Annotated in this window: 24 protein-coding genes; 8 read left to right on the forward strand and 16 right to left on the reverse strand. The window is 63.3% G+C overall.

The window, feature by feature from the left end:
* Positions 1-36: 36 nt before the first annotated feature.
* Positions 37-636 (reverse strand): CoA pyrophosphatase, encoded by a 600-nt coding sequence (locus Q7C30_RS08740; protein ID WP_029613355.1) that lies wholly within the window; start codon positions 634-636, stop codon positions 37-39.
* Between the two features lie 126 nt (positions 637-762).
* On the opposite strand from Q7C30_RS08740, the gene Q7C30_RS08745 reads away from it, so the two are divergent.
* Complete coding sequence (locus tag Q7C30_RS08745; protein ID WP_317871278.1) at positions 763-1,314, forward strand: NUDIX hydrolase; 552 nt, start codon at positions 763-765, stop codon at positions 1,312-1,314.
* A gap of 19 nt (positions 1,315-1,333) precedes the next feature.
* The gene (locus Q7C30_RS08750) at positions 1,334-1,906 is read left to right on the forward strand and encodes a L,D-transpeptidase family protein (RefSeq protein ID WP_116887653.1); all 573 of its coding nucleotides are present in this window, start codon (positions 1,334-1,336) and stop codon (positions 1,904-1,906) included.
* A gap of 12 nt (positions 1,907-1,918) precedes the next feature.
* On the opposite strand, the gene tadA is transcribed toward Q7C30_RS08750, so the two are convergent.
* On the reverse strand, positions 1,919-2,398 hold the full coding sequence (gene tadA / locus Q7C30_RS08755) for a tRNA adenosine(34) deaminase TadA (protein WP_317871279.1): 480 nt from the start codon (positions 2,396-2,398) through the stop codon (positions 1,919-1,921).
* Entirely contained in the window at positions 2,398-3,780 is a 1,383-nt protein-coding gene (locus Q7C30_RS08760) for a multicopper oxidase family protein (protein WP_317871280.1), read from the reverse strand. Before Q7C30_RS08760 ends, tadA begins: the two co-directional genes overlap by 1 nt.
* 386 nt (positions 3,781-4,166) lie before the next feature.
* Between Q7C30_RS08760 and Q7C30_RS08765 the strand changes: the two genes are divergently transcribed.
* Complete coding sequence (locus tag Q7C30_RS08765) at positions 4,167-6,464, forward strand: autotransporter domain-containing protein (protein WP_317871281.1); 2,298 nt, start codon at positions 4,167-4,169, stop codon at positions 6,462-6,464.
* 187 nt (positions 6,465-6,651) lie between these two features.
* Here the strand turns inward: Q7C30_RS08765 and Q7C30_RS08770 are convergent, their stop codons facing one another.
* The 5 genes from Q7C30_RS08770 to Q7C30_RS08790 all read right to left on the reverse strand — a co-directional run bounded on the left by Q7C30_RS08770 (position 6,652) and on the right by Q7C30_RS08790 (position 11,956).
* Positions 6,652-7,056, reverse strand: coding sequence for a hypothetical protein (locus tag Q7C30_RS08770; protein ID WP_317871282.1), 405 nt, complete (start codon positions 7,054-7,056; stop codon positions 6,652-6,654).
* A gap of 284 nt (positions 7,057-7,340) precedes the next feature.
* Positions 7,341-8,918, reverse strand: a complete 1,578-nt coding sequence (gene guaA / locus Q7C30_RS08775) for a glutamine-hydrolyzing GMP synthase (protein WP_317871283.1) — start codon at positions 8,916-8,918, stop codon at positions 7,341-7,343.
* Positions 8,919-9,050: 132 nt separating this feature from the next.
* Entirely contained in the window at positions 9,051-10,520 is a 1,470-nt protein-coding gene (gene guaB, locus Q7C30_RS08780; protein ID WP_039575726.1) for an IMP dehydrogenase, read from the reverse strand.
* A gap of 86 nt (positions 10,521-10,606) precedes the next feature.
* Positions 10,607-11,152 (reverse strand): hypothetical protein, encoded by a 546-nt coding sequence (locus Q7C30_RS08785; protein WP_039575723.1) that lies wholly within the window; start codon positions 11,150-11,152, stop codon positions 10,607-10,609.
* Positions 11,153-11,200: 48 nt separating this feature from the next.
* The gene (locus Q7C30_RS08790; protein ID WP_317871284.1) at positions 11,201-11,956 is read right to left on the reverse strand and encodes a sulfite exporter TauE/SafE family protein; all 756 of its coding nucleotides are present in this window, start codon (positions 11,954-11,956) and stop codon (positions 11,201-11,203) included.
* 101 nt (positions 11,957-12,057) lie between these two features.
* On the opposite strand from Q7C30_RS08790, the gene Q7C30_RS08795 reads away from it, so the two are divergent.
* The 4 genes from Q7C30_RS08795 to leuA all read left to right on the forward strand — a co-directional run bounded on the left by Q7C30_RS08795 (position 12,058) and on the right by leuA (position 17,280).
* Complete coding sequence (locus tag Q7C30_RS08795) at positions 12,058-12,936, forward strand: LysR substrate-binding domain-containing protein (protein ID WP_317871285.1); 879 nt, start codon at positions 12,058-12,060, stop codon at positions 12,934-12,936.
* Positions 12,937-13,033: 97 nt separating this feature from the next.
* Positions 13,034-14,413, forward strand: a complete 1,380-nt coding sequence (xseA, locus tag Q7C30_RS08800; RefSeq protein WP_039583057.1) for an exodeoxyribonuclease VII large subunit — start codon at positions 13,034-13,036, stop codon at positions 14,411-14,413.
* A 3-nt stretch (positions 14,414-14,416) separates the two neighbouring features.
* The gene (locus Q7C30_RS08805) at positions 14,417-15,244 is read left to right on the forward strand and encodes a peptidoglycan DD-metalloendopeptidase family protein (RefSeq protein ID WP_317871286.1); all 828 of its coding nucleotides are present in this window, start codon (positions 14,417-14,419) and stop codon (positions 15,242-15,244) included.
* A 362-nt stretch (positions 15,245-15,606) separates the two neighbouring features.
* Positions 15,607-17,280, forward strand: a complete 1,674-nt coding sequence (leuA, locus tag Q7C30_RS08810) for a 2-isopropylmalate synthase (protein ID WP_029613363.1) — start codon at positions 15,607-15,609, stop codon at positions 17,278-17,280.
* 234 nt (positions 17,281-17,514) lie between these two features.
* Here the strand turns inward: leuA and Q7C30_RS08815 are convergent, their stop codons facing one another.
* The 3 genes from Q7C30_RS08815 to zwf are packed head-to-tail and all read right to left on the reverse strand — an operon-like array spanning position 17,515 to position 20,376.
* Positions 17,515-18,189: a bifunctional 4-hydroxy-2-oxoglutarate aldolase/2-dehydro-3-deoxy-phosphogluconate aldolase gene (locus Q7C30_RS08815; protein WP_317871287.1), complete on the reverse strand. Its 675-nt coding sequence runs from the start codon at positions 18,187-18,189 to the stop codon at positions 17,515-17,517.
* Between the two features lie 17 nt (positions 18,190-18,206).
* Entirely contained in the window at positions 18,207-18,920 is a 714-nt protein-coding gene (pgl, locus tag Q7C30_RS08820; protein ID WP_317871288.1) for a 6-phosphogluconolactonase, read from the reverse strand.
* Positions 18,907-20,376: a glucose-6-phosphate dehydrogenase gene (gene zwf / locus Q7C30_RS08825; protein WP_029613366.1), complete on the reverse strand. Its 1,470-nt coding sequence runs from the start codon at positions 20,374-20,376 to the stop codon at positions 18,907-18,909. The genes pgl and zwf overlap by 14 nt, the downstream gene beginning before the upstream one ends.
* Before the next feature lie 210 nt (positions 20,377-20,586).
* On the opposite strand from zwf, the gene hexR reads away from it, so the two are divergent.
* On the forward strand, positions 20,587-21,450 hold the full coding sequence (hexR, locus tag Q7C30_RS08830; protein ID WP_317871297.1) for a DNA-binding transcriptional regulator HexR: 864 nt from the start codon (positions 20,587-20,589) through the stop codon (positions 21,448-21,450).
* Here hexR and Q7C30_RS08835 read toward each other — a convergent pair.
* From Q7C30_RS08835 to Q7C30_RS08855, 5 genes are all read right to left on the reverse strand, one after another.
* The gene (locus Q7C30_RS08835; protein ID WP_116887646.1) at positions 21,443-22,297 is read right to left on the reverse strand and encodes a D-hexose-6-phosphate mutarotase; all 855 of its coding nucleotides are present in this window, start codon (positions 22,295-22,297) and stop codon (positions 21,443-21,445) included. The two genes, hexR and Q7C30_RS08835, sit on opposite strands and share 8 nt — an antisense overlap.
* Before the next feature lie 115 nt (positions 22,298-22,412).
* Complete coding sequence (locus Q7C30_RS08840) at positions 22,413-23,756, reverse strand: carbohydrate porin (RefSeq protein WP_039575705.1); 1,344 nt, start codon at positions 23,754-23,756, stop codon at positions 22,413-22,415.
* A 40-nt stretch (positions 23,757-23,796) separates the two neighbouring features.
* Entirely contained in the window at positions 23,797-24,951 is a 1,155-nt protein-coding gene (gene ugpC, locus Q7C30_RS08845) for a sn-glycerol-3-phosphate ABC transporter ATP-binding protein UgpC (protein WP_317871289.1), read from the reverse strand.
* A 3-nt stretch (positions 24,952-24,954) separates the two neighbouring features.
* Positions 24,955-25,800 (reverse strand): carbohydrate ABC transporter permease, encoded by an 846-nt coding sequence (locus tag Q7C30_RS08850; protein ID WP_317871290.1) that lies wholly within the window; start codon positions 25,798-25,800, stop codon positions 24,955-24,957.
* Positions 25,793-26,701, reverse strand: coding sequence for a sugar ABC transporter permease (locus Q7C30_RS08855; RefSeq protein WP_029613368.1), 909 nt, complete (start codon positions 26,699-26,701; stop codon positions 25,793-25,795). The genes Q7C30_RS08850 and Q7C30_RS08855 overlap by 8 nt, the downstream gene beginning before the upstream one ends.
* Between the last annotated feature and the right edge of the window lie 71 nt (positions 26,702-26,772).

Below are 26,772 nucleotides of genomic sequence, written 5' to 3' on the forward strand. Positions count from 1 at the left end.
CCTCACGATTGGCTGCGGTTGGCGGGTGGACCCCGCTCAGTGCTCGATGAAACGCTCGGGCGGCCGGTGCAAGCTGATGCCGGCGTCGAACAGCAGGTTGACCAGTTCGACGATCATGATCGCCGACAAGCCCCAGATCTTGTAGTCGCCATAGCGGTAGCTGGGCACGTACCAACTGCGGCCCTGGTAGTCGATACGGTGGGTGTGATCGCGAGGGTCCTGGCGAAAGAACGACAGCGGCACCGTGAACACCGCAGCGATCTCGGCATCGTTGGCGCGGTATTCGACGTAATCCGGAATCACGCCGACGAACGGCGTTACCTTCAAGCCATGCAGGGAAACCAGCGGGCTCAGCGGACCCAGCACTTCCACCAAGCCGGGCGGCAGGCCGATTTCTTCTTCGGCCTCACGTAAGGCGGTGAAGACCAGGTCAGGGTCCTCGGGGTCGCGCCTTCCACCTGGAAAGGCCACTTCGCCGCCATGGGTCGACAGGCCCTGGGCGCGCAAGGTCAGGACCAGCTCGGGCTCTTCGCTGCGGGTGATGGGCAACAGCACCGCCGCCTCCGGAAAACGGCGGTCCGCCTCCAGGGGCACGGGGATATGGTTGCTCATACGGCGAAGAAGCTCGTCCAGCATCGCGCACTCTCGATTCCAAAGCCTACCCGGCATGATGCACCAAAAGCCCGGGAGCACCCAAGCCCTGGCCGCTTGCGGCAACCCACCAGGCCGCGCCAAGATAGCCACCCACACAGGACGATCAGCATGAAATTCTGCAGTGCGTGCGGCAACCCGGTCATTCAACAGATTCCCGAGGGCGACAGCCGGCTGCGCTATGTTTGCCCGGCCTGTCACACCATTCATTACCAGAACCCCAACATCGTCGCCGGGGTGCTGCCGACCTGTGGCACGCAGGTGCTGCTGTGCCGCCGCGCCATCGAACCGCGTCGCGGCTTCTGGACCTTGCCGGCCGGCTTCATGGAAAACGGCGAGACGCTCGATCAGGCCGCCCGTCGCGAAACCGTCGAGGAAGCCTGCGCGCGGGTCGGCCCGACTACCCTCTATCAGTTGTTCGACTTGCCGCACATCAACCAGGTGCATGTGTTCTTCCGCGCCGAACTGGCCGACCTGGATTTCGCCGTCGGCGTCGAGAGCCTGGAGGTGCGACTGTTCGAGGAACACGAAATCCCCTGGGACGCGCTGGCTTTTCGCACCGTGAGCAGGACACTAGAATGCTACTATCGCGACCGCATCAGGCAGCATTTCCCCTTGGGGCATGAATCGCTGCCGCCGATGCTGGTGTCGTCGTCCAACTAGCTCTTTCAGGATACGTGTGATGCGTTGCTTGCTTGCCCTCTTCTGCCTGTGCGTGGCCTCGGTATCGCAGGCTGCGTTCACCGAAACCATCATCCGCAAGCCTGCGTCCGCGAACACGCCGCCGGTTGCGCAGCCACACGTCTTGCCGCCGCGCAGTGCGAGCCAGCCGTTGATCGACAAGGTGCTGGTGCTCAAGTCCGAACGTCGCCTGCAACTGATCAGCCGCGGCGAGCCGCTCAAGACCTACCGCATCTCCCTGGGCAAGCAGCCCAAGGGCGCCAAGGAGCGCGAGGGCGACAAGCGCACCCCCGAAGGTTTCTACTGGCTCGACTGGCGCAAGGCCAGCGACCGTTACAACCTGGCGATGCACATTTCCTACCCGAACATCAGCGATGCCGCCAAGGCACGCCGTGACGGGGTGAACGCCGGCAGCATGATCATGATCCACGGCACGCCGATCAACGACGAGTACCCGGAGTGGTACTTCCATACCCTGGACTGGACCGAGGGCTGCATCGCCATGCGCAACGCCGACATGCGCGAAGTGTGGAGCATGGTCAAGGACGGCACCATGATCGAGATCCGTCCCTGACGGCCACCTGCGTCAGCCCTTCGCCCGTCGGGCCTTGAAGAATTCGCTGAGGATCGCCCCGCACGCCTCGGCCAGCACCCCGCCCTCGAACAGCACCCGGTGGTTGAGAAAACCCTGGGTGAAGAACTGGCCCTGGCTCTGCACCACGCCAGCCTTGGGTTCGAGCGCGCCGAACACCACCCGCTCGATGCGCGAATGGACGATCAGCCCAGCGCACATGCTGCACGGTTCGAGGGTCACATACAGGGTGCTGCCCGGCAGCCGGTAGTTGTTCGCCGCCCGCGCCGCCGCGCGGATGGCGATCATCTCGGCATGGGCACTGGGATCGCTGTCGATGATGGGTCGATTGAAGCCCTGGCCCAGCACCTCGCCGTGCTGCACCAGCACCGCCCCCACCGGCACCTCGCCCAGCGCCGCGCCCTGGGCCGCGAGCGTCAGCGCCAGGCGCATGAATTCCTCGTCGCGGCTGCGATCGATGATCCGCGGACGCATCACACCACCGCAATCGCGGCCATCAGGCCGGTTTCCATGTGGTCGATCACATGGCAATGGAACATCCAGGTGCCGGGGTTATCCGCCACCAAGGCCACTTGGGCACGTTCGTTGCGGCCCAGCAGGTAGGTATCGGTGAACCAGGGCTCGGTGATCTTGTGCCGATTGGAGGCGATCACCTTGAAGCTCATGCCGTGCAGATGGATCGGGTGCTGGTACTGGGTCATGTTCTTCAGCTCGAAGATATAGCTCTTGCCCTTTTTCAGCGTGGCGATGGGACGGTCGGCGCAGGTCTTGTCGGTGATGTCCCAGGCCTGCCCGTTGATCTGCCAGAGGCTCGGTGGCCTGCCGTTGTCGGTGTCCACCGAGACCTTGCCTGCCCACTCGAAATTGAAGTTGAGCTTCTCGGCGTTTTCCAGATCCGGCTCGGCGATGGGATTGGGCGGCAGGGCTTCGGGCCAGTCGCCTGGGGCCTCACTGCTGGCCACCGAACGCAGCGTACCGAGACGCACGAAACCATCACGCAACGAGATTTCCTCGCCCGCCTCGGGAATGCGAATGGCCAGGCAGATGCGCATGCCGGGGCCGAGCCAGTACTCGTCCTCCAGCGGTCTCGGCGTGACCGGGTTGCCATCGAGGGCGTAGACCTTGGCCTCGCAATTACCCTTGAGGTTGATGCGATAGGTCCAGGTGTTGTCCAGATTGAGCAGCCGCACGCGCACGACTTGCCCGGCCGGCAGCTCGGTGACCGCCTCGGCCTGGCCGTTGATGGTGATCAGCCGCCCGGCCGTTCCATTGCGCGCCGCCTCGCGCGGTACGCTGAAGGGCATGAAGGCGCCCTGCTCGTCCACGTGCCAGGTTTTCAGGCTCAGCGTGCGCTCGTGAAGAAAGCCGGTGGGCTCGCGTTCCTCGACAATCAACGGCCCCACCAGGCCGCGGCCCAGCTCTTCGGAACTGCTGACATGCGGGTGATACCAGTAGCTGCCGGCATCCGGCACGCGGAACTTGTAGTCGAAGAACTCACCCGGCTTGACCGGCAGTTGCGACACGTAGGGCACGCCATCCATTTCCAGCGGCAGACGAATGCCGTGCCAATGGATGGTGGTTTCCACCGGCAGGTGATTGATGAAGCGCACCCGCAGCCAGGTTCCCTGGCGCACCCGCAGCTCGGTGCCCGGCGCCGAAGGCCCGAAGGCCCAGGCTTCGGTATTGAAGCCCGGGACCAGTTCGACGTCCAGGGGGGCGGCGATCAGCTCGTAGTCGTGCCCGGCATTTTCGTCTTCGACCTTGCCCAGCCAGTAACGCGCCGCACCTCCGGCGCCCAGGCCAACCACCACGAGACCGGTCAGGCCTTTGAGCATTTGTCGACGGGTAAAGGACATCGGTGCAGGTACCTCGTAGCGCAATCAAATGGCCATTATCGGCCAGTGACGGAAGGGCGAATACGATACACCTGCAACTGAGAAAGATTAAGTGCGCGATTGTCGCGCGGTAGCCGAGCCAGCCCTGATCGAGGCTGGGAAGAAACGTGGCGTCGGTGGCGCGAAACGCCATGGGTTTCTGAGCGCACCGAATCGAAATGAAGGACCTGTGTCGCATTTCTGAAATATCTGGCCGCGCGCTGAATGGATAGTGGTTAATTGCCATCTTCGTTCGTGTAAATTCACGCGCGCTTGATTCAGCACTCACTGAAAAGCTGGCAGGGATGCCAACAGTAGACGCCAATGCGGATCGTTCCCTGCCAGTCTCTGCCTGTAAGGATACTGCTTTGACTATTTCCCCTCTGCGCCGCTCACTGTTGGCGCTCTCCGTGGCGGCTGTCGTTGCCCCACTCCAAGCTGCAACCCTGAACAATCTGAATCACGATCTGAGTACTGGGGGCTACCTTAGTACCGGTGAAGTTTTCAATAATGCCACCTTCACCGGCACCTCCCAGAACGCAGGGGTTAGGTTTAATGACGTCACCCTGGCAGGTAACGTAATAAACCGAGGCACAATCAACCGAGCAGATAGCTCAAAAGGATTCGCAGCAGGAATCTCGATCGACGGCTTGTACGCCAACATCGCTGGCGACGTGATCAACCAGGGTGACATCACGGTGAGCGGTGATCTCGGCGGCGGTCTGCAAATGTATCGGACCAAGATCGCAGGCGAGGTGAATAACTCCGGCAATATCACCGTCACGGGTGAAGAGGCCGAAGGCATGTGGATCAGCTCGACTCAAGCGCGCATCAACAACACCGGCACCATAACGGCACGTGGCACCGACGCTGAGGGCATCGTGCTCGAGAAAGCCCAATTCACCGGTAACGCGCCGGGCTCTCCTTATCAGTCCGACGTCAACAACAGTGGGACTATTTCAGCCGACGGTGTAGGTATCCACGTCATCGATGCCAGCACCCCCGGCAACCTGCTCAGCATCACCCAGACCAGCGGCCTGATCGAAGGCGGCGTCGCAGCGATTCTGGCCGACGACGATGCACCTAATACCTACTTTTACTGGCGCGGCGGCCAAGTGAAGGGAGACCTGCAGGGCCTGGGCGGTGTCCTGGTCAAAGGCGATGCACAGTTCGATGGCTCGACCATTCGCAGCGGCTTCGTCGATATCGACGGGGGCCGCCTGACGCTGCTGCGCCCACAGACCACGATCGTCGGCGACCTCGACCTGGACAGCGACACCGCACGCCTGCGCCTGTTGCTGGACAACGACACACAGCCCAACACGCCGATCCTGAAAGTCACCGGCAATACCTACTTCTCCAAAGGCAGCCAGGTTGAGCTGCAAGCGCGCTCTGACGATTTCCGCACATCCGCCCAAGGCACACGCTACACGCTGATCAATTCCGGCACCTGGGAAGAACAACAGAACCTCTCGGTGGTGTCGTCGTCGGCCCTGCTCGAAGTCAAGAACTTCGGTATCGAAGGCCAGGACGTCAAAGCATTGGTGACCACCCGCAGCGATGAGGAGGTCGCACAGAACGTGGTGGAGGCCAGCGGTTCGGACAACGCGGTCAACGCCGTGAATCCGCTGAAGAACACGATCATGGGCCAGATCGCCGAAAGCGACCCGGTCTTCCAGCGTTTCGCCAGCGCCGCCAGCAACGCCGAACTCGCCCAACTGGCCGAAACCCTGACGCCGGACGTCAGCCGTGGCGTGATCAACGCCGCCACCGACAGTCAGAACCTGGTGGCCAATGCCATTCACGCGCGCGCCAGCAAAGCGCGTAGCGGCCTGTCTTCCGGTGACGTACTGGCAGAGCAAGGCGCCTGGCTGCAAGCGCTGTCCAGCGATGCCAACCAGGACAACCGCCACGGCGTCCAGGGCTACGACGCCAAGACCAAGGGCATCGCCCTGGGTGCCGATGGCAAGCTCAATGCCGACACCACCCTGGGCCTGGCCTACAGCTACCTGACCAGCAACGTCAAATCCGACCTCGGCCGCAAAACCGATGTCAGCGGCCATGCCCTGACCTTGTACGGCAACTGGACGCGCGGCAACGTCTTCGTCGACACCTCGCTGATGTATGGCTGGAACGACAACGAGTCCAAACGCTACATTGCTGGCACCCGCGCCAAAGCCGACTACGACAGCGAGATCTTCGGCGTCAATGCATTGGCCGGCTACCGCTTCCAACTCGACAAGCAGTGGCTTGTGGAACCGCAGGTCGGGGCACGCTACGCCAACGTGTCGATCGATTCGTACCGGGAAAAAGGCAGCTCGGCCGCCCTCAAAGTCGGCAGCCAGCGCTATGAAATCGGCGAAATGGGCCTGGGCGCTCGCCTGGCGGCAGCCTTCGACGTGGGCGTGGGCAGCCTGGAACCGGAAGCCAAGTTGATGGCTTGGCACGACTTCATCGGCGACAAGGCCAGCACCACCTCGACCTTCGTGCTCGGCGGCAACGCGTTCACCACCACCGGCGCCACACCGGCGCGTGACAGCTACGAGCTGGGACTCGGCGCGACCTATCGCGTGGGCGCATGGAGCGTAGGTGGAAGTTACAACTACCTGGCCCGCAGTGGTTTCGACGCAAACAGTTTCATGGCCAATGTGCGTTATGACTTCTGATTGAACGTCTTTGCCTGAAACAACGAAGCCCGTATTTACGGTAATGCTGTTCGCTCAAAGAATGCTGGGGCCGCTTCGCGGCCCTTTCGCGGCACAAGGCCGCTCCCACCACGTTCGCGTGAACCCCGAAACATGGGGCTCAGCTCACTTCTAAGACAGGGCATAAAAAGCGAATGACGCTAGCCCACTAGCATGGCGCTACGGGTGCTTGCATTGTTCTTTTCTTGAATGCAATGACCCAGAGCATGATGAAAGCGGCTGGAGGTATCACAGCGGTCAAACACCACCATCCGCTGTAGCCAGACTTCTTGAGAATTACAAAGATTGAAAAGATCGGCATCACAAGGTGGAGCAGGACCAACGTGACGTTTTGAGGAACGGCCAGGAAGTACCTATTGGGTAATTCATTTCTGGAAGGCCATGCCCTGAGGGCGAGAATCGGGAAGCCAATCCATGCGCCCACCGGTATACCGAATGGGACAATCATGAACATCAACGACCAATACGGAGAGAGCCCCGCCTTTTTAAGTAAAAAGGCATAGGGAATACCAAGCAAAACAAACACCAGCACAGCATCCTGCACGTAAAACATGTTAGGCATCCTTATACATCATCATGAGTACATCCCAAGCTGCGAGCACTGGCCGGACAAGCGTAGTGTAAATCACCTAAGGCTATCCGTGTTTTGGGGTTAGGTAGTTTAGCCATTCGCGGAAACTGCATTCGTGGTATTCAATACAGTCGGTGATTCTATAACGCATCAAAAACACTGCACAGCGTTACTTATTCCCAACTTCCAAAAACCCAAAGCCCGCAGGGACGCGGGCTTTGGGTGTCGCTTCTACTACTTGATACCGGTCTAAACCGAACGCGGGATCATTCCCACTCAATCGTCGCCGGCGGCTTGCTCGACACGTCGTAGGTCACCCGCGAGATGCCTTCGATCTCGTTGATGATACGCCCGCTCACGGTCTCCAGCAGCTCGTAAGGCAGGTGCGCCCAGCGTGCGGTCATGAAGTCCACGGTCTCCACCGCGCGCAGGGCAACGACCCAGGCGTAGCGGCGGCCGTCGCCGACGACGCCTACCGACTTCACCGGCTGGAATACGACGAAGGCCTGGCTGGTCTTGTGGTACCAGTCAGCCTTGCGCAGTTCTTCGATGAAGATGTGGTCGGCGCGGCGCAGGATGTCGGCATAGTCCTTCTTCACTTCGCCGAGGATGCGCACGCCCAGGCCCGGGCCTGGGAACGGGTGGCGGTAGACCATGTCGTACGGCAGGCCCAACTCCAGGCCGATCTTGCGCACTTCGTCCTTGAACAGTTCGCGCAGCGGCTCGACCAGCTTGAGGTTCATTTCCTCCGGCAGGCCGCCGACGTTGTGGTGCGACTTGATCACGTGGGCCTTGCCGCTCTTGGCGCCGGCCGACTCGATCACGTCGGGGTAGATGGTGCCTTGGGCGAGGAACTGGATGTTGGGCAGCTTGCTGGCCTCGGCATCGAACACGTCGATGAAGGTGCGGCCGATGATCTTGCGCTTCTTCTCCGGATCGGCTTCGCCGGCCAGGTTGTCCAGGAACTGCTGCTCAGCGTCGGCGCGGATCACCTTGACGCCCATGTTCTCCTTGAACATGGCCATCACCTGGTCGCCCTCGTGCAGGCGCAGCAGGCCGTTGTCGACGAACACGCACGTCAGTTGGTCGCCGATGGCGCGGTGCAGCAGCGCCGCGACCACCGAGCTGTCGACACCGCCGGACAGGCCCAGCAGGACGTTGGCCGAACCCACTTGCTCGCGCACTTGAGCGATGGCGTCTTCGACGATGTTGGAGGGCGTCCACAGGGCTTCGCAGCCGCAGATGTCTTGGACGAAACGCGACAGGATGCGACCGCCCTGCTTGGTGTGGGTCACTTCCGGGTGGAACTGCACGCCGTAGTAGCCGCGCGCGTCGTCGAACATGCCAGCAATCGGGCAGCTCGGGGTGCTGGCCAGCACGTGGAAGTCGGCCGGCATCTGGGTGACCTTGTCGCCGTGGCTCATCCACACGTCCAGCCCCAGCACGCCGTCGGCATCGACATGGTCTTCGATGCCGTCGAGCAGGCGGCTCTTGCCGACCACATCGACTCGGGCATAACCGAACTCACGCAGCTCGGAGCCGGCGACCTTGCCGCCCATCTGCTCGGCCATCGTCTGCATGCCGTAGCAGATGCCCAGCACCGGCACCTTCAGGTCGAACACGGCCTGCGGCGCGCGTGGGCTGTTGGCTTCGTGAACCGACTCGGGACCACCGGCGAGGATGATGCCGCGTGGGTTGAATTCGCGAATCGCCTCATCGTCCATGTCGAACGGGTGCAGTTCGCAATACACGCCGATCTCGCGCACACGGCGGGCGATCAACTGGGTGTACTGGGAACCGAAATCGAGGATCAGGATGCGGTGAGCGTGAATGTCGAGGGCCATGGGGGAATCTCTGATTCAGCTGCGAGCTTGAAGCTGCAAGCTGCAAGTTGATCGGGGGAAAAACACGATGGCTGCATCGACGCAGCCATCGTTTGTCACATGTGGCGAAGCCGCGCGGCGCGGCTTCCGGGGTCAGCCGACCCGGTAGTTCGGCGCTTCCTTGGTGATCTGCACGTCGTGCACGTGGGACTCGGCCATGCCAGCGCCGGTGATGCGCACGAACTCAGGCTTGGTGCGCATCTCTTCGATGGTCGCGCTGCCGGTGTAGCCCATGGACGAACGCAGGCCGCCCATCAGCTGGTGGATGATCGCGGCCAGGGCGCCCTTGTACGGTACCCGGCCTTCGATACCTTCCGGCACCAGCTTCTCGGCGCCGGCCGAGGAGTCCTGGAAGTAGCGGTCGGACGAGCCTTGCGCCTGCGCCATGGCACCCAGTGAGCCCATGCCGCGGTAGGCCTTGTAGGAACGTCCCTGGAACAGCTCGACTTCGCCTGGAGCCTCTTCGGTACCGGCGAACATCGAACCCATCATGACGCAGGAAGCACCGGCAACGATGGCCTTGGACAAGTCACCGGAGAAGCGGATACCGCCGTCGGCGATCAGCGGCACGCCTGTGCCTTCCAGCGCAGCGGCAACGTTGGCGATGGCGCTGATCTGCGGCACGCCGACACCGGCGACGATACGGGTGGTGCAGATCGAGCCTGGTCCGATACCGACCTTGACCGCATCGGCGCCCGCTTCGGCCAGGGCCTTGGCGGCGGCGCCAGTGGCGATGTTGCCGCCGATCACCTGCACCTGCGGGTAGGTTTGCTTGACCCAGCGAACGCGTTCGATCACACCCTTGGAGTGGCCGTGGGCGGTGTCGACCACCACCACGTCGACGCCAGCGGCCACCAGCGCAGCGACACGCTCGCCGGTGTCCTTGCCGGTGCCGACCGCCGCGCCGACGCGCAGGCGACCCTGGTCGTCCTTGCTGGCCAGCGGGTAGGCCTTGGCTTTTTCGATGTCCTTGACGGTCATCATGCCCTTGAGGGCGAACTTGTCGTCGACGATCAGTACTTTTTCCAGACGATGCTTGTGCAGCAGCTCGCGGACTTCGTTCTTGTCGGCGCCTTCACGCACGGTGACCAGACGCTCTTTGGGCGTCATCACGTCGCGTACCTTGGCGTCCAGACGCGATTCGAAGCGCACGTCGCGGGAGGTGACGATACCCACCAGATCACCGTTTTCCAGCACTGGAACACCGGAGATGTTGTTCAGACGGGTGAGGTCGAACAGGTCGCGCACGGTGGCGTCGGCCTCGATGGTGATCGGATCCTTGACCACGCCAGCCTCGAACTTCTTGACCTTGCGCACTTCGCCGGCCTGCTGCTCGATGGTCATGTTCTTGTGGATGATGCCGATGCCGCCTTCCTGGGCCATGGCGATGGCCAGGCGCGCTTCGGTGACGGTGTCCATGGCAGCGGACACCAGCGGGATGTTCAGCTCGATGCCGCGGGTCAATCGGGTCTTGAGGCTGACTTCATTGGGCAGTACCTCGGAATAACCGGGTACAAGGAGAATGTCGTCGAAGGTCAGGGCTTCTTGGCTGATACGCAGCATCGCGGGGGCTCCCGGGCGGGAAAAATGGAAGCGCGCCATTATACTCATGCAGGGCCCGGGGCTCAATGGGCAGCAGGCCTCACCGCTCAGCCCACCCTGACCACCGCCACCGGTTGATCCAGCCAGTCGGCGAAGTTGTCGAGAAAAGCCTGGGTGAACCCGGCCTCGCCCCAGTTGTTGAAGATGAAGCCCAGGTTGGAGAACGCGCACGGCTGCAGATACAGGAAGCCGTTGATGTCGTCCTCGAAGCCGCACAGCGGGCAGGTGAAGTTGTCACTCACCGCTGGCATCCACTCCTCCAGGCTTTCGAACAGCGGTTCGCCCACTTCGCGGCGACACTCAGGGCAGCCGGCTTCCTCCAGAAAGCCGTCAGTCGGGGTATAGATGCAGCGCTTGAGCATCACTTCCAGACCATTGACCGGCTCGCCGAACGGCAGACGCTCCGGGTGCAGGGCCACCTTGCGTGCCCCCTCGGCCAATGCATGGCCCATGCGGTTGCCGGTGCGCCCGCAGGTGCTCAGGTGTTCCTCGACGATTTTCTCGCGTACCAGCCAGCGCACGATGGCCCGGGCGCGGGCCTCGTGCGCGGGTACGGTGGACAGTTTGGGGACAATGATGCTGTGGATGTTCATGAAGGGTCAGGCCTGAAACTGTAGCGATCGCGCAAGTCTACGCCCTGCTCAGCCCGTGAGGTAGCGACCGATCAGCGCCAGCCCACTGGCCAGCACCAACCAGGTGACCAGACGCACGAAGGCCTCGCGGGACAGGCGCAGGCTCAGGCGCCGCCCCAGCCACAAGCCGATCGCCATCACCGGCAGCAAGCACACCGCCAGCCACAGCAAGCGACTGTCAGCATACACCCCGGCCACCAGGAACAGCGCCAGGCGCACCAGGGTGCTGCAACTGATCAATGCGCTCTGCGTCGCCCGCACGTGCTCCTTGGCCGTCAGCCGCGCACTGAGGTAGATCGCATAGAGAAAGCCGCCACTGCCGAACAATGCCCCGAACAGCCCACCCACCGTCCCCATGGGCACCGCCCAGGCGGCGGCCAGACGCTGCGGGCGAGCCTTCACGCAGAGGCTGTAGAGCGCGTAAGCGGTGACGAACAGCCCCATGAGCAAGAGCAGCAGGTCCGACTTCAGGTGCAGCAGGAACGCCACGCCCAAGGTGCAGCCCAGCGCCATGCACGGCAGCAGGCGCAGCAGTTCGCTGCGCACCACATCACGTCGCGACGGCAGCAGGTTGCCGAAAGCGGCGACGAAATCGAGCAACACCAGCAGCGGAATGATCCGCGACAACGGCATGAAATGGATCAACACCGGCCCGGCAATCAGCGCGGTGCCGAAGCCGGCAATGCCAAAGACGACGTAAGCGGCAGCAATGCCTAATAGGATCGGCAGCCACTCCAAGCCTGTAAAAGGAAGCGCAATGACCATGTGCAGGTTTCCTGGAAAGACAGCACAAGGTTAGCCAGCCTTAAGCCATGCCGACTAATATGCCTTGACCCCCATACCCATCTCGAAAAGGCATATCAAGGATGACCTCGCTCCGCCAACTGCGCTACTTCGTGGAAATCGCCGACAGCGGCAGCTTCACGGCGGCTGCCGAGCGGCTGTACGTCGCCCAATCGGCCTTGAGCCGCCAGATCAAGGAACTGGAGCAACATCTCGGTACACCGCTGTTCGAGCGCACCGCACGCCAGCCTCGATTGACCCCGGCCGGCGAAGCGTTTCTCGGTCGGGCTCGGCAACTCCTGGCAGACCTGGACAGCGCACAGCGCCTGGCGCTGGAGGTCGGACAAGGTCTGCGCGGCAGCCTGCAGTTGAGTCATTCCAGCACCGTCCCCCTCACGGGCGAGCTGCTGACGCGCCTGAGCAGCTATCTGCGAAACCATCCAGAGGTCAACCTGGAAATCGCCCAGCAGTCATCGGAGGCGCAACTGCTGGACATCGCCGAAGGACGCCTGGACATCGGCTTGCTGCGCCTGCCCGTGCTGCGCCAGCACGATGGCGTCGAACTGCACGAGCTGTTCAGCGAACCGCTGTTGCTGGCTGTCGCGGCCGAGCATCCGCTGGCTGCCGTGTCTGAAGTCGCGCTGGAGCGCTTGAAGGACGAACGCTTCGTGTCCGTTCCCCACCGGCATCGAGGCGGACTGAGTTACTTGTCGGCTTCGCTGTGCCTGGACGCAGGATTCTTTCCCAAGGCCGCCCAGGTGGTGTCACGCAAGACCACCCAGCTTCAATTGATCGAGGCCGGTTTGGGCGTGGCGCTGTTGCCGGCCTGCATGCGCGACATTGCCCCGGCTTCGCTGAAGTTCATCACACTGAAACCACGCTGTGACAGCACGGTGGCCTTGGCCTGTCGCGCTGACTCGAGCGTGCTGGTGAGGCAGTTCGTGGCGGCGATGACGGCGTGAGGTCGGCTGATGGAGGGCACCACCCCTGCGTATCCCTCGCTGCCACCCGAGGGGCGGACACAGACAATCGCAAGCGTTGTCCTTTATGATGCCCGCCATGATCAGAGACCCTTTCGAACGACTCGGCCTGGACCGCGAGGTCCTCACCGTCACCCAGCTCAACGGGCGCGCCCGCGTGCTGCTCGAGGACGTGTTCCGCAGTGTCTGGGTGGAAGGCGAGATATCCAACCTCGCCCGCCCAGCCTCCGGCCACCTCTACTTCACCCTGAAAGACAGTGGTGCCCAGGTGCGCTGCGCGCTGTTCCGGCAGAACGCTGCGCGGGTTCGCCAGGCCCTGCGTGACGGTCTGGCGGTGAAGGTACGCGGCAAGGTGTCGCTGTTCGAGGGCCGTGGCGACTACCAGTTGATCGTCGACAGCGTCGAGCCGGCCGGCGATGGCGCCCTGCGCCTGGCCTTCGAAGCCCTGAAGGAAAAACTGGGCGAACAGGGCCTGTTCGCCGCCGAGCGCAAACAGCCGCTGCCGGCGCATCCGCGGCGCATCGGCATCGTCACCTCGCCCACCGGCGCGGTGATCCGCGACATCATCAGCGTCTTCGCTCGCCGCGCACCGCAGGTGGAACTCAACCTGATTCCCACGGCGGTGCAGGGGCGCGAAGCCGTCGGGCAGATCGTGCGCGCGCTGCAGCGGGCCGACAGCCTTGGCTTCGACGCGCTGATTCTGGCCCGTGGCGGTGGCTCGCTGGAAGACTTGTGGTGCTTCAACGAAGAACCGGTGGCGCGCGCCATCGCGGCCTGCGTCACGCCGATCGTCAGCGCGGTGGGGCATGAGACCGATGTGTCGATCAGCGACTTCGTCGCCGATGTGCGGGCCCCCACGCCCTCGGCGGCCGCCGAATTGCTGGCGCCCGACAGCAGCGGTCTGCTGCAACGCCTGGACAGCCTGCAACGCCGTCTGCTGTTGCGCATGAATGCCCGCTTGAGCCACGACCGTCTGCGCCTCGACGGCCTGGCCCGACGCCTGCGCCATCCACGCGAGCGACTGCGCCAGCAGGCCCAGCGCCTAGACGACCTGGACATGCGCCTGCGCCGCGCCTTCATGCTCGACCTGAACCAGCGCCAGCAGCGCCTGGGCCGTCTCGACACGCGCCTGGCCGCGCAGCATCCCGGGCGCACCCTGGCCCTGCTGGGACAGCGCCTGGACAGCCTGGGCGAACGTTTGCCCAGGGCCATGCAGGCAGTGCTTCGTGACCGTCGCCAGCGCTTCCAGGCGCAGTTGCAAACGTTGCAGATCGTCAGCCCCCTGGCCACCCTGGCGCGCGGCTACAGCATCCTGCTCGACGACCGTGGCCAAGCGATCCGCAGCGCTGCCCAGACTCACAACGGCCAACGCCTGACCGCACGCCTGGATCAGGGCGAGTTGCAGGTGCGGGTCGAAGACAACCATCAGACCCCGGTCACCCTCTCGCTTCTGGACTGACACATGCCCCGTCTGCTCGCCCCCCTGCTCGCCCTTTGCGCCCTGCTGCTGACCGCTACGGCCCAGGCCAGCTACATCACCCGCACCTTGAACAAACCCGTGCCTGGCGGCGTTGCGGTGGTCGATCTGGGCCCTGCCGCCAGCGCCCCGAGCGCTCGCTTCGAGGGCAAGCCGGTGCTGGTGGTCAAAGAGCAAGACCGCTGGCTGGCCATCGTCGGCCTCCCTCTCACCCAGAAGCCCGGTCCTGCCAGCCTTACCCAGGGCACGCGCACCTTGCCCTTCAGCGTCGGCAGCAAGAAGTACCCAGAGCAACGCATCACCCTGAAGAACACGCGCCAGGTCAATCCTGAGCCGGACGACCTCAAGCGCATCGACCGCGAATTGGCCGAACAGATCAAGGCGTACCGCAGCTTCAGCCCAGGCGTGCCCAGCAACCTGATCCTCGACAAGCCAGTCAATGGTCCCCTGTCGAGCAAATTTGGTGTGCGCCGCTTCTTCAACGGCGAGGAGCGCAATCCTCACGCGGGTCTGGACTTCGCCGTGCCCGCCGGCACGCCGATCAAGACCCCAGCCAACGGCAAGGTGATTCTGGTGGGCGATTATTTCTTCAATGGCCGCACGGTGTTCGTCGACCATGGCCAGGGCTTCATCAGCATGTTCTGTCACATGTCCAAGGTGGACGTGCAGCCGGGGCAGGTAGTGCGCCGTGGCGACGTCGTCGGGCGGGTGGGCTCTACAGGACGGGCCACCGGGCCGCACATGCATTGGAACGTCAGCCTGAACGATGCGCGGGTGGACCCGGCGATTTTCATCGGTGCGTTTCAGCCTTGAGTGCAGTGGCGGCCGTTCGCAGGTGAATCCACGAAAGGCCGCCCGCTCAACAAAACCGAGTTGCGCCATCCAAAAATACCGCGCAACAATTAAAAACTCTTTATTAGAATTCAGCTATTTAATCTCGCCGAAAGGCTTTATTTAAGCATTTCTCTCAATTTTTTCCCGCCGCTTGCCAACCCCCATGCCACTGGTTAGGGTTGAGGGCATGAAAACCGCCAACACCCTCATTCTGCTCCGCCAACACCGCAGCCTTTGCCTGGTCAGTGCACGACTACCTGGCTAAACCGCATCGCCCCGCCGCGTCATCTCGTCACCGCTTGGCAGGCCCGATCAGGCCGCACATTTAAAGGATTGCTCCAATGACCATGCTCAAAGACCCTTCCAAGAAGTACCGCGCCTTCCCCACCATCGACCTGCCCGACCGCACCTGGCCTTCGCAAACCCTCACCCAGGCGCCAATCTGGTGCAGCTCCGACCTGCGTGACGGCAACCAGTCGCTGATCGAACCGATGGATGCGGAAAAGAAGCTGCGCTTCTGGAAGACCTTGGTGCAGGTCGGTGTGAAAGAAATCGAAGCGGCCTTCCCCTCGGCCTCGCAGACCGATTTCGACTTCGTGCGCACCCTGATCGAAGATGGCCACATCCCCGACGACACCACCATCCAGGTGCTCACCCAGGCCCGCGAAGACCTGATCGCACGTACCTTCGAGTCCCTGCGCGGGGCCAAGAAAGCCATTGTTCACCTGTATAACGCCACTTGTCCGTCATTCCGCCGCATCGTCTTCAACCAGGACAAGCAAGGCGTGAAGGACATCGCAGTGAATGCCGCCAAGCTGTTCGTCAAGTACGCCGCACAGCAGCCAGACACCCAGTGGACCTTCCAGTATTCCCCGGAAACCTTCAGCGCCACTGAAATGGCGTTCGCCAAGGAAGTGTGCGATGCGGTGATCGAGGTGTGGAACCCGACGCCGGAACACAAGATCATCCTCAACCTGCCAGCCACCGTCGAAGTGGCCACGCCGAACGTCTACGCCGACCAGATCGAATGGTTCTGCCGCCACGTCAACCGTCGCGACAGCGTCATCATCAGCCTGCACACCCATAACGACCGTGGCACCGGCATCGCCGCCACCGAGCTGGGCTTGATGGCCGGCGCCGACCGCGCCGAAGGCTGCCTGTTCGGCAACGGCGAGCGCACCGGCAACGTCGACTTGGTCACCCTGGCGCTGAACCTGTACACCCAGGGCATCGACCCGCAACTGGACTTCTCCGACATCGACGGCGTGCGCAAGGTCGTCGAAGAGTGCAACCAACTGCCCGTGCACCCACGTCATCCGTATGTGGGCGACCTCGTGCACACCGCCTTCTCCGGCTCTCACCAGGACGCCATCCGCAAGGGCTTCACCCAGCAGAAGGACGGTGAATTGTGGGAAGTGCCGTACCTGCCGATCGACCCGGCCGACATCGGCCGCAGCTACGAGGCGGTGATCCGCGTCAACAGCCAGTCCGGCAAAGGCGGCATCACCTACCTGCTGGAGCAGGAATACGGCATCAGCCTGCCGCGTCGCATGCAGATCGAATTCAGCCAAGTGGTGCAAGGCGAGACCGATCGCCTGGGCCTGGAAATGACCGCTCAGCAGATCTACAGCCTGCTGCACAAAGAGTACCTGCAAGCCAACGCACCCTACGCGCTGGTCAGCCATCGCCTGCAGGAAGAGAACGGCAGCAGCGCCGTGGAAGTGGAGGTGGCCGGTGAAGGCGAAACCACCCTGCACTGGCGCGGCAAGGGCAACGGCGCCCTGGAAGCCTTGGTCGCCGGCCTGCCGGTCGCGGTCGAGATCATGGACTACAACGAGCACGCCATCGGTGCTGGCACCAACGCCAAGGCCGCAGCCTACATCGAACTGCGCGTGGCCGGCGGTCGTCCGGTGCATGGCGTGGGTATCGACGAGAACATCACCACGGCCAGCTTCAAGGCCCTGTTCAGCGCCCTGAACCGCTCGCTGAGCCAGCAGTCTGCCAAAGCGGCCTGATTGCCAGCGCTCTACCCGCAGAGCCCGCCTCGCAAGACGCGGGCTTTTTGTTGTGCGCAGGACAGTCGCTCGTGCGCAGCAGACCGCCTCCCCCAGCAGAAACTGGCGTCACAGGTCTGAGCACGACAACGGCTGGTCTCGCAATTCAAGGTCGCCTGATCGTCGAATCACAGGCAAAAAAAGGGGCGCCGACCAAGCGCCCCACAAGCCGTACAGCACACAACGAAATTCGTATCAGCCCAGCAACGCCATGGCCTCGGCGCTGCACGCCTCGATCCGCGCCCAGTCGCCGCTCTTGACCCAACTGCTGTCGAGCATCCAGGTGCCGCCAACGCACATCACGTTCGGCAAGGCCATGTAGCTGCGGGCATTGGCCGGATTGACGCCGCCGGTAGGGCAAAAACGGATGTCGCCGAACGGGCCGCCATAGGCCTTGATCGCGGCGACGCCACCGACTACTTCTGCCGGGAACAGTTTGAAGCGGCGATAGCCCAGCGCGTAACCGGCCATGATTTCCGATGGCGTGCTGATGCCTGGCAGCAGCGGGATGTCGCTGCGAACACCGGCCTCGAGCACCTCAGCCGTGATGCCCGGCGTCACCACGAACTGCGCGCCCGCGACTTCGACGGCGGCGAACATCGCCGGGTCGAGCACGGTGCCAGCGCCGATGCACAGCTCGGGGCGCTGTTCGCGCAGTACGCGGATGGCCTTCAAGCCGTGCTCGGAGCGCAAGGTCACCTCCAAGGTGCGAATGCCACCGGCGGCCAGCGCGTCGGCCAACGGCAGGATGTCCTGCTCGCGGGCGATGGTGATCACCGGCAGGATGCGCGCCTGGGCGCAGATCTGGTCGATGCGGGCGGCTTTTTCGGCCATCGAGCGCAGCGGTTGGGGGCGTTCAAGGGTGGTCATGACAGTGGATCCTTGGCTCATGGGCACCAGTAGATGTCCAGGGGGTCGTGAAGAAAGGCGCGAATCGGCATCTGCGCGGCATCATTGGCGGCCAATGCAGCGCGTAGGGCGGCGAGCTTACCCGGGCCTTGCACCGACAAGGCAGTGAAGGCGGCGCTGGACAGCAGCGCGCGGGTCATCGACAGGCGCTGGTGCGGCACGCTTGGCGCCAGCATCGGCAGGCAGCGACGGCTGGCGCCAGGGTCCAGGCCCTCGGCCAGGTGCGGACTGTCCGGGAACAGCGAAGCGGTATGGCCATCATCGCCCATGCCCAGGATCAGCACGTCGATGGGCGGCAACTCGGCCAGTGCTTGGTCCGCCGCCTCTGCTGCGGCCTCAAGGTTGTCGCCGCGCTGGTAAAGACCGAGGAAACGAGCCTTGGCCGCCGCGCCCTTGAACAAGTGACGGGCCAGCAGCCCGGCGTTGCTGTCGGCATGCTCGACCGGCACCCAGCGCTCGTCGGCCAGCGATACCGTGACCTTTGACCAATCCAGCGAGGCGCTGGAAAGCTGCTCCAGGAATGCCACAGGGCTGCGCCCACCGGACACCACCAGGCACGCCTGGCCCTTGGCGGCCACGGCCGAAGACAGCCACTCGGCCACATCGGCGGCCAACGCCGCCGCCAGCCGCTTGCTGTCGGCCAGTTCATGGACCTTCACGTTGCTCGGCAGTCGCAGTTCAGATATCGCCATACCAGGCTCTCCCATCGCGAGTGATCAGTGCAATCGAGCTCATCGGGCCCCAGGACCCTGCCGCATAAGGCTTGGGCGCATCGCCAGCGTTCTTCCAGCCGGCGATCAACTGGTCGCACCAGGTCCAGGCGTACTCGATCTCGTCCTTGCGCACGAACAGGTTCTGGTTGCCGCGCATCACTTCGAGCAACAAACGCTCGTAGGCATCCGGAATCCGCGCGCTGCGCCAGGTGTCGGAAAAATTCAGTTGAAGTGGGCCACTGCGCAGGTGCATGCCCTTGTCCAGCCCCTGCTCCTTGGTCATCACCCGCAGCGAGATGCCTTCGTCCGGTTGCAGGCGGATGATCAGCTTGTTGCCGATCTGCAGACGCTGCTCCGGAGCGAAGATGTAGTGCGGGGTTTCCTTGAAGTGGATGACGATCTGCGACAGTTTCTGCGGCATGCGCTTGCCGGTACGCAGATAGAACGGCACGCCGGACCAGCGCCAGTTGCGGATATCGGCACGCAGGGCGACGAAGGTTTCGGTGTCGCTCTGGGCATTGGCATTGTCTTCTTCCAGGTAACCGGGCACCGGCTTGCCGTCGCTGTAGCCGGCAATGTACTGGCCGCGCACGACCCGGGTGCTCAGCCCGTCGCCGGTGATCGGCGCCAGCGCCTTGAGCACCTTGACCTTCTCGTCGCGGATGCTGTCGGCCGACAGGTCGCTGGGCGGGTCCATGGCGATCAGGCACAGCAGCTGCAACAGGTGATTCTGGATCATGTCGCGCAATTGGCCAGCCTTGTCGAAGTAGCCCCAGCGACCTTCGATACCGACTTTCTCGGCGACGGTGATCTCCACGTGGGAGATGGAGTTCTGGTTCCACTGGGTTTCGAACAGACTGTTGGCAAAACGCAGGGCGATCAGGTTCTGGACCGTCTCCTTGCCCAGGTAATGGTCGATGCGATAGACCCGGCTCTCGGGGAAGAAGCGCGCCACGGCGTCGTTGACCCGACGCGAGGACTCAAGGTCATGACCGATGGGTTTTTCCAGCACCACGCGGGTGCGCTCGGCCAAACCGACCTTGTCGAGGTTTTCGCAGATGGCGCCATACACCGCTGCCGCCGTGGCGAAATAGGCGATCAGCGGCAGGCCCTCGCCGGCCTGCTCGGCCAGCGCGGTATAGCCCTCGGCCTGGACGAAATCCAGGTGCAGGTAACTCAGGCGCGCGATGAAGCGCTGCAAGGTCTGGGGGTCGATATCGGCATCTGGCACGAAGCGCCGCAACTGGGCTTCGATGGTCGCCAGATGATCGTCGGCGCTGCCCGGCTCACGGGCCAAGGCCAACAGGCGCGTGTCGGCGTGCAGCAGGCCGGCGCGGTCGAGCTGATAGAGGGCAGGAAACAGCTTGCGCAACGCCAGGTCGCCGAGGGCGCCGAATAGGGCGAAAGTGCAAGGTTCTACGCTAATGGCCGCCATGATGTTGGTTCTTTTATTAAAGTGGACGTAGGAATACCGTTTTCAGGCGTACTTTTCAAGAAGGATGTAGTAAAAACAACAACATTACCCCTAAGTGGTACAGACGTGTGGTATGACACACCCACCCTCAGTACGATAGACAACCCTGCAACATGCCGGCAGTTCCCGTAGCCGGCCGCGTTTCCGACCCAAGGACAACCCATGGACCGTGTGCGAAACCTCCTGGAGCAGATCCAGGGACGCCTCGACGAGCTGAACAAGGCCGAACGCAAAGTCGCCGAGGTCATCCTCCTCAACCCGCAGCAGGCCACGCGCTTCAGCATCGCCGCCCTGGCCCAAGCGGCCAAGGTCAGCGAACCGACCGTCAACCGCTTCTGCCGCTCCTTCGGCGTCAGCGGCTATCCCGAACTCAAGCTGCAACTGGCACAAAGCCTGGCCAGCGGCGCGGCTTACGTGAGCCGCGCGGTGGAAGCCGACGACGACCCGGCCGCCTACACCCAGAAGATCTTCGCCAGCGCCATCGCCTCGCTCGACAGCGCGTGCCAGCAGATCGATCCGCAGCAGGTCAGCCGCGCCGTGGACATGATGATCCAGGCGCGCCAGATCCACTTCTTCGGCCTCGGCGCCTCGGCCCCGGTGGCCATGGACGCGCAGCACAAATTCTTCCGCTTCAACCTGGCCGTGTCGGCCCACCCCGATGTGCTGATGCAGCGCATGCTGGCATCGGTCGCGCACACCGGTGACCTGTTCGTGATCATCTCCTACACCGGACGCACCCGCGAACTGGTGGAAGTAGCCCGCCAGGCTCGGGAAAACGGCGCCTCGGTGCTGGGCATCACCGCCGCCGGTTCGCCGCTGGCCAGCACTTGCAGCCTGAGCCTGCACTTGCCGCTGCCGGAAGACACCGACATCTACATGCCCATGACTTCACGCATCATCCAGCTGACCGTGCTCGACGTCCTGGCCACCGGCATGACCCTGCGCCGGGGCTCGGACTTCCAGCCGCACCTGCGCAAGATCAAGGAAAGCCTCAACGCCAGCCGCTACCCCGCCGAGGACAACGAGCTCAACTGAGCCGATGGGCCTGCAGCGTCAACTGCGCGCGCTGCCCGGGCGCCAGTCTCAGCCCCTCGGCGCTGCCGCTGGCGGCCTCGACGCAGACGAAACCCTGGCTCTCGCGACCGCTAACCCCCATCAGCGGCCGATTGCCGGGATGCCAGACCACGGTGTCGTCGCTGTCGCTGGTGTCGATGTACAACTCGCGCTCCCAGGCCGGGTCGTGCAACTGCACCTTCGGCGTGCCCGGATACACCTTCTGGCAGCCCCCGTTGAGGGTCAGCGCGCCTTCTTCGCGGCAGGCCTGGCGGTTGAGCCGGTCATAGCCGTCGATGTCCTCGAGACCCGACAAGGCGATCTGCGACACGTCGCTGATGCGCCAGAACGCCAGCAGCGCATGGCTCAACTGGCACGGCTGGCTGTCCTGGTGCTCGGTGCTCAAGCGCAGCTCCATGCTCGCACCCAGCCGCGCATGCAGGTCCACCTGCCAGTCGCACAAGTCCAGGCGCCAGGTGAGACTCACCCCCTGCTCGTCCTCGCAACTATCCAGCAGCTTCCAGTCCAGCAGCCGGCCCCAGCCGTGGGCCGGCCACAAGTCCTCGCTGGGATGACGGCCATACCACGGCCAGCACACCGGTACCCCACCCCGAATCGCACCCACCTGCGGCCACTGCTCGGCGCACCACAACCACGGCTTTTCACCGGTCGGCTGGAAGTGCAACAGCTGCGCCCCCTGGCGACTGAACACCGCCTGGCAGCGAGGATGATCGATGATCAGGACATCGCGCTGCTGGTGACGCTCCCACTCGAAAACCGGTCTCGGCCGTTGCGAAGTGAAGAAGCGCTGGAGCGGATGTTCGGACATTTCATGGACACTCTTGTTGTTGAGACAGCGCTATCTCAGCCCTGGAAAAAACATCCACTGCCAGGCAGTGGATGTCGGGGTGAGAGGCGATGGCGTAAATTTACAACAATCGGTCTCAGAATGACGACTGAATCTTCAGGCCGGCGACCAGCGCGTTGTCGACTTCGTCCACACCGCCCGGACGCTTGATGTACTGCAGGTTCGGGCGCACGGTCAGCCAGTTGGTGACGTGGAAGCCGTAGTACAACTCAGCGTTGTACTCGGTGCGCTGCAGCGGCAGGAAGGCCGGGTTGTCATAGTCGTCGATGCCGTTGAAGGCATTGATCTGCTCGGCGCGCTTCTTCACATCGTCGTTGACATGAATGCGGGCGATGCCGAAGCCGATGTCATCCTTGGGCCGTGCATCGAAGGCGCCTTTGTAGACCATGCCCACTTGCTGGTAGTTGTCGACCACGTTGGTGGCCTTGTCGTGCACGGTGAAGTTGGCGAACAGATTCAGGCCGCGACTGGCGTCGCCGTTGTGCGCGGTGACCTGCTGCTGGGCCACCACCCACCAGCCATGCTTGCTGGAATGCGACTTGAAGTCGGTGCCCGAGATACCCTGCGGGTTGCCATTGATGTCCTTGTACACGTCGGTGGCGTCGGCGGTGCTGTAGTAGTAGCCCAGGCGGTACTCGCCCGGCAGGCCGTTGACCTTTGGCGACCAGACCATCTCCACCGGCAGGATCGCGCCCTTGGTGCCACTGCCGCTGAGCTTGAAGCCGTTGCCGGTTTCCAGGTTCGAAGGGTTCTGCTCGAAGGCGCCGACCTGAACGAAGAACTCCGGGGTAATGTTGTACTTCACGCGCAGCGCCCACTGGCTCACCGGCCAGTTGTACCAGATGCCGCCCACCCAGTTGCCCACCTGCGAGCCGCAGAACGCCAAATTCTGGAAGTCGCAGGGGAAGCTGTTGAAGTCCTCGCCCGGACCGTAGCGGCCGAATTTGACGTCCAGCGCACCGTCGAAGTACTTCTGCTTGACCCACATCTGGGTCAGGCGCCAGGTCTGGCCACGGCCCCAGACTTCCTGCACCGAGCTGAACTGCCCGGCGCGTGGATCGCTGATGCGGTCGTTGGACAGGTTGCGCCCGCTGCGCTCGGTGATCGCCAGCTTGAACTCGGCGTCGTGCCATCCCAGGATCTTCTGCAGGTCCAGGTGCGCGCCGAGGGCGAACTGGTCGCTGTAGCGCGCGGTCTTGTCGTGGTTGTAGCCACCGCGCAGATTGCCGGCCACCTCGCCGACATAGTCCACGCTGAAGTCATAGCCTTTTTCCAGCAACTCGGTGCGCGTGCCGCCCCAGTCGCCGGTCATCCATTTCGAGTCGCTGGAAAACGCCTCGGCGGCGTGCGCGCCGGTGCTGCCGAACAGGGCAAGCAGGGTCAGCGATCCCAGAGCCTTGATACGTTTGCGATGTTCCATCCGTTGGTTCCTCTTTTCTTGTTATCGATGGGGGTGTACTTCAGCGGCCTTTGAAACGCGCGACGTTTTCCTTGATCGTCGCGTCGGTCGCCGGCAGATCCAGGCGCTCGCCGGTGGCTGCGTCGAACAGCAGGACCCGCGCCGGGTCGAACTGCAGGTTGAGGCTGTCACCGACACGGCAGGCGACATCCGGCGCCAGTCGGCAGCAAACCTTGGTCTGGTTGAGGGTGACGAACACCAGCAGGTCCGGGCCGGTGGGCTCGAGTACCTGCACCTCGGCGCGCACGGCCGGCAGGCCATTGCCCTCGGAGGCGCCCAAGGCGATCTGTTCAGGTCGTACGCCGAGAATCACCTCGCGTCCTTCCAGCCCATCGCCGTGCACGCCCAACGGCAGTTCGCAGCGGGCCTGGCCGCTGTCGAGCTGGGCGAATAAGCGACCGTCCTGGCGGCTCAGATGCACCGGAATGAAGTTCATCGGCGGCGAACCGATGAAACTGGCGACGAACAGGTTCGCCGGATCGTTGTAGATCTGCTGCGGGGTGCCGAACTGCTGGATGATGCCGTCCTTCATCACCGCCACCTTGTCGCCCAGGGTCATGGCCTCGATCTGGTCGTGGGTCACGTACACCGTGGTGGTCTTCAGGCGCTGGTGCATCAGTTTCATTTCGGTGCGCATCTCGACCCGCAGCTTGGCGTCGAGGTTGGACAGCGGCTCGTCGAACAGGTAGATCTTCGGTCGCCGCGCCAGCGCCCGGCCCATGGCCACGCGTTGCTGCTGACCACCGGAGAGCTGGCTCGGCTTGCGCGTGAGCAGGTGCTCGATCTGCAGCAGCTTGGCCACCCGCGCCACCTCTTCGTCGATGGCGGCCTGGGGCATCTTGCGAATCTTCAGGCCGAACTCGATGTTCTCGCGCACGCTCATGGTCGGGTACAGCGCATAGGACTGAAACACCATGGCGATGTCCCGGTCCTTGGGGCTCATGCCACTGACGTCCTCGCCATCGATCAGGATCGCACCGCCGGTGATCTGCTCGAGCCCGGCGATGCAGTTCATCAGCGTCGACTTGCCGCAGCCGGAAGGGCCGACCAGGATCAGGAACTCTCCGTCGCCGATGGCCAACTGGATGTCCTTGAGGGTATCTGGCAGGCCGCTGCCGTAGGTCTTGTTTACATTGCGAAGTTCGAGCGTTGCCATGACTTACCCCTTGACTGCGCCGGCGGTCAGGCCGCGCACGAAATACTTGCCCGCCACCACGTAGACCAACAGCGTCGGCAGCGCGGCGATCATCGCGGCGGCCATGTCGACGTTGTATTCCTTGGCGCCGGTGCTGGTGTTGACCAGATTGTTCAAGGCCACGGTGATCGGCTGCGAGTCGCCGCTGGAGAACACCACGCCGAACAGGAAATCGTTCCAGATCTGGGTGAACTGCCAGATCAGGCAGACCATGATGATCGGCGTCGACATCGGCAGGATGATGCGCCGGAAGATGGTGAAGAACCCGGCACCATCCAGGCGCGCCGCCTTGACCAGCGCCTCGGGAATGCTCACGTAGTAGTTGCGGAAGAACAGTGTGGTGAAGGCCAGGCCGTAGACCACATGCACCAGCACCAGACCTGACGTGGTGCTGGCCAGGCCCAGCTTGCCGAGGGTGAACGAGGCTGGCAGCAGCACGGTCTGGAACGGCAGGAAGCAGCCGAACAGCAGCAGACCGAAGAACAGCTGCGAGCCGCGAAAGCGCCACATCGACAGCACGTAGCCGTTCAGCGCGCCGATGGTGGTGGAAATCAGCACGGCCGGCACGGTGATCAGGATCGAGTTGAGAAAATAGCCGTTGACCGTGGCCCAGGCCTTGGTCCAGCCGATGGCCGTGAACATCTGCGGCCAGCTCAACAGGTTGCCGGTGCTGATGTCTTCCGGGGTCTTGAAGCTGGTCAACAGCATGACCACCAGCGGCACCAGGTACAGCAGCACGGCCACCAGCAACACCGCGTGGATGGCCACGCGCCCCACGCTCAGGCCGGGTTTGGCGACGACGTCAGTCATGGCGTTTGCTCCGCAGCTCGGAATACAGGTAAGGCACGAGGATCGCGAGGATCGCCCCGAGCATCAGGATCGCGCTGGCCGAGCCCATGCCCATCTGCCCACGGCTGAAGGTGAACGAGTACATGAACATCGCCGGCAGGTCGGAGGAGTAGCCCGGACCGCCAGCGGTCATGGCCGCCACCAGGTCGAAACTCTTGATGGCGATGTGCGAGAGGATCATCAGCGAGCTGAAGAACACCGGGCGCAGACTCGGCAGCACCACGGACCAATAGATGCGCGGCAGGCTCGCGCCGTCGATCTGCGCGGCGCGGATGATCGAGGGGTCGACGCCGCGCAGGCCGGCGAGAAACATCGCCATGATGAAGCCCGACGCTTGCCACACGGCAGCGATCACCAGGCAGTACACCACTCGGTCAGGGTCGATCAGCCAGTCGAAGCGGAAACCGTCCCAGCCCCAGTCGCGCAGCAGCTTGTCCAGGCCCATGCCTGGGTTGAGCAGCCATTTCCAAGCGGTGCCGGTGACGATCATCGACAGCGCCATGGGATACAGATAGATGGTGCGGATCATGCCCTCGCGGCGGATGCGCTGGTCGAGAAATACCGCCAGCAGCACACCGATCACCAGGGTGACGCCGATGAACAGGCCACCGAACACCAGCAGGTTCTTGCTCGCCACCCACCAGCGGTCGTTGTCGAACAGCCGCATGTACTGGGCCAGGCCCGCCCATTTGTAGGTGGGCAGGAAGGTCGAGGTGGTGAACGAGAGAACGAAGGTCCACAGGATGTAGCCGTAGAAACCCACCAGCACGATGAACATGCTCGGCGCCAGCACCAGCTTGGGTAGCCAGCGCTGCAACGCGTCCAGGGGTGAGGCCCGCAGGCGGGCGGTGGTCGTGGTCATGGAAGGGATACCCCGATGGAAGAAAGCACACACGCTGCAGGCGCGGCGATTGGCCGCCCCTGCACAGCCTC

Source organism: Pseudomonas sp. RAC1, assembly GCF_030658255.1.
In the GTDB taxonomy this organism is placed as follows: Bacteria; Pseudomonadota; Gammaproteobacteria; order Pseudomonadales; family Pseudomonadaceae; genus Aquipseudomonas; species Aquipseudomonas boreofloridensis.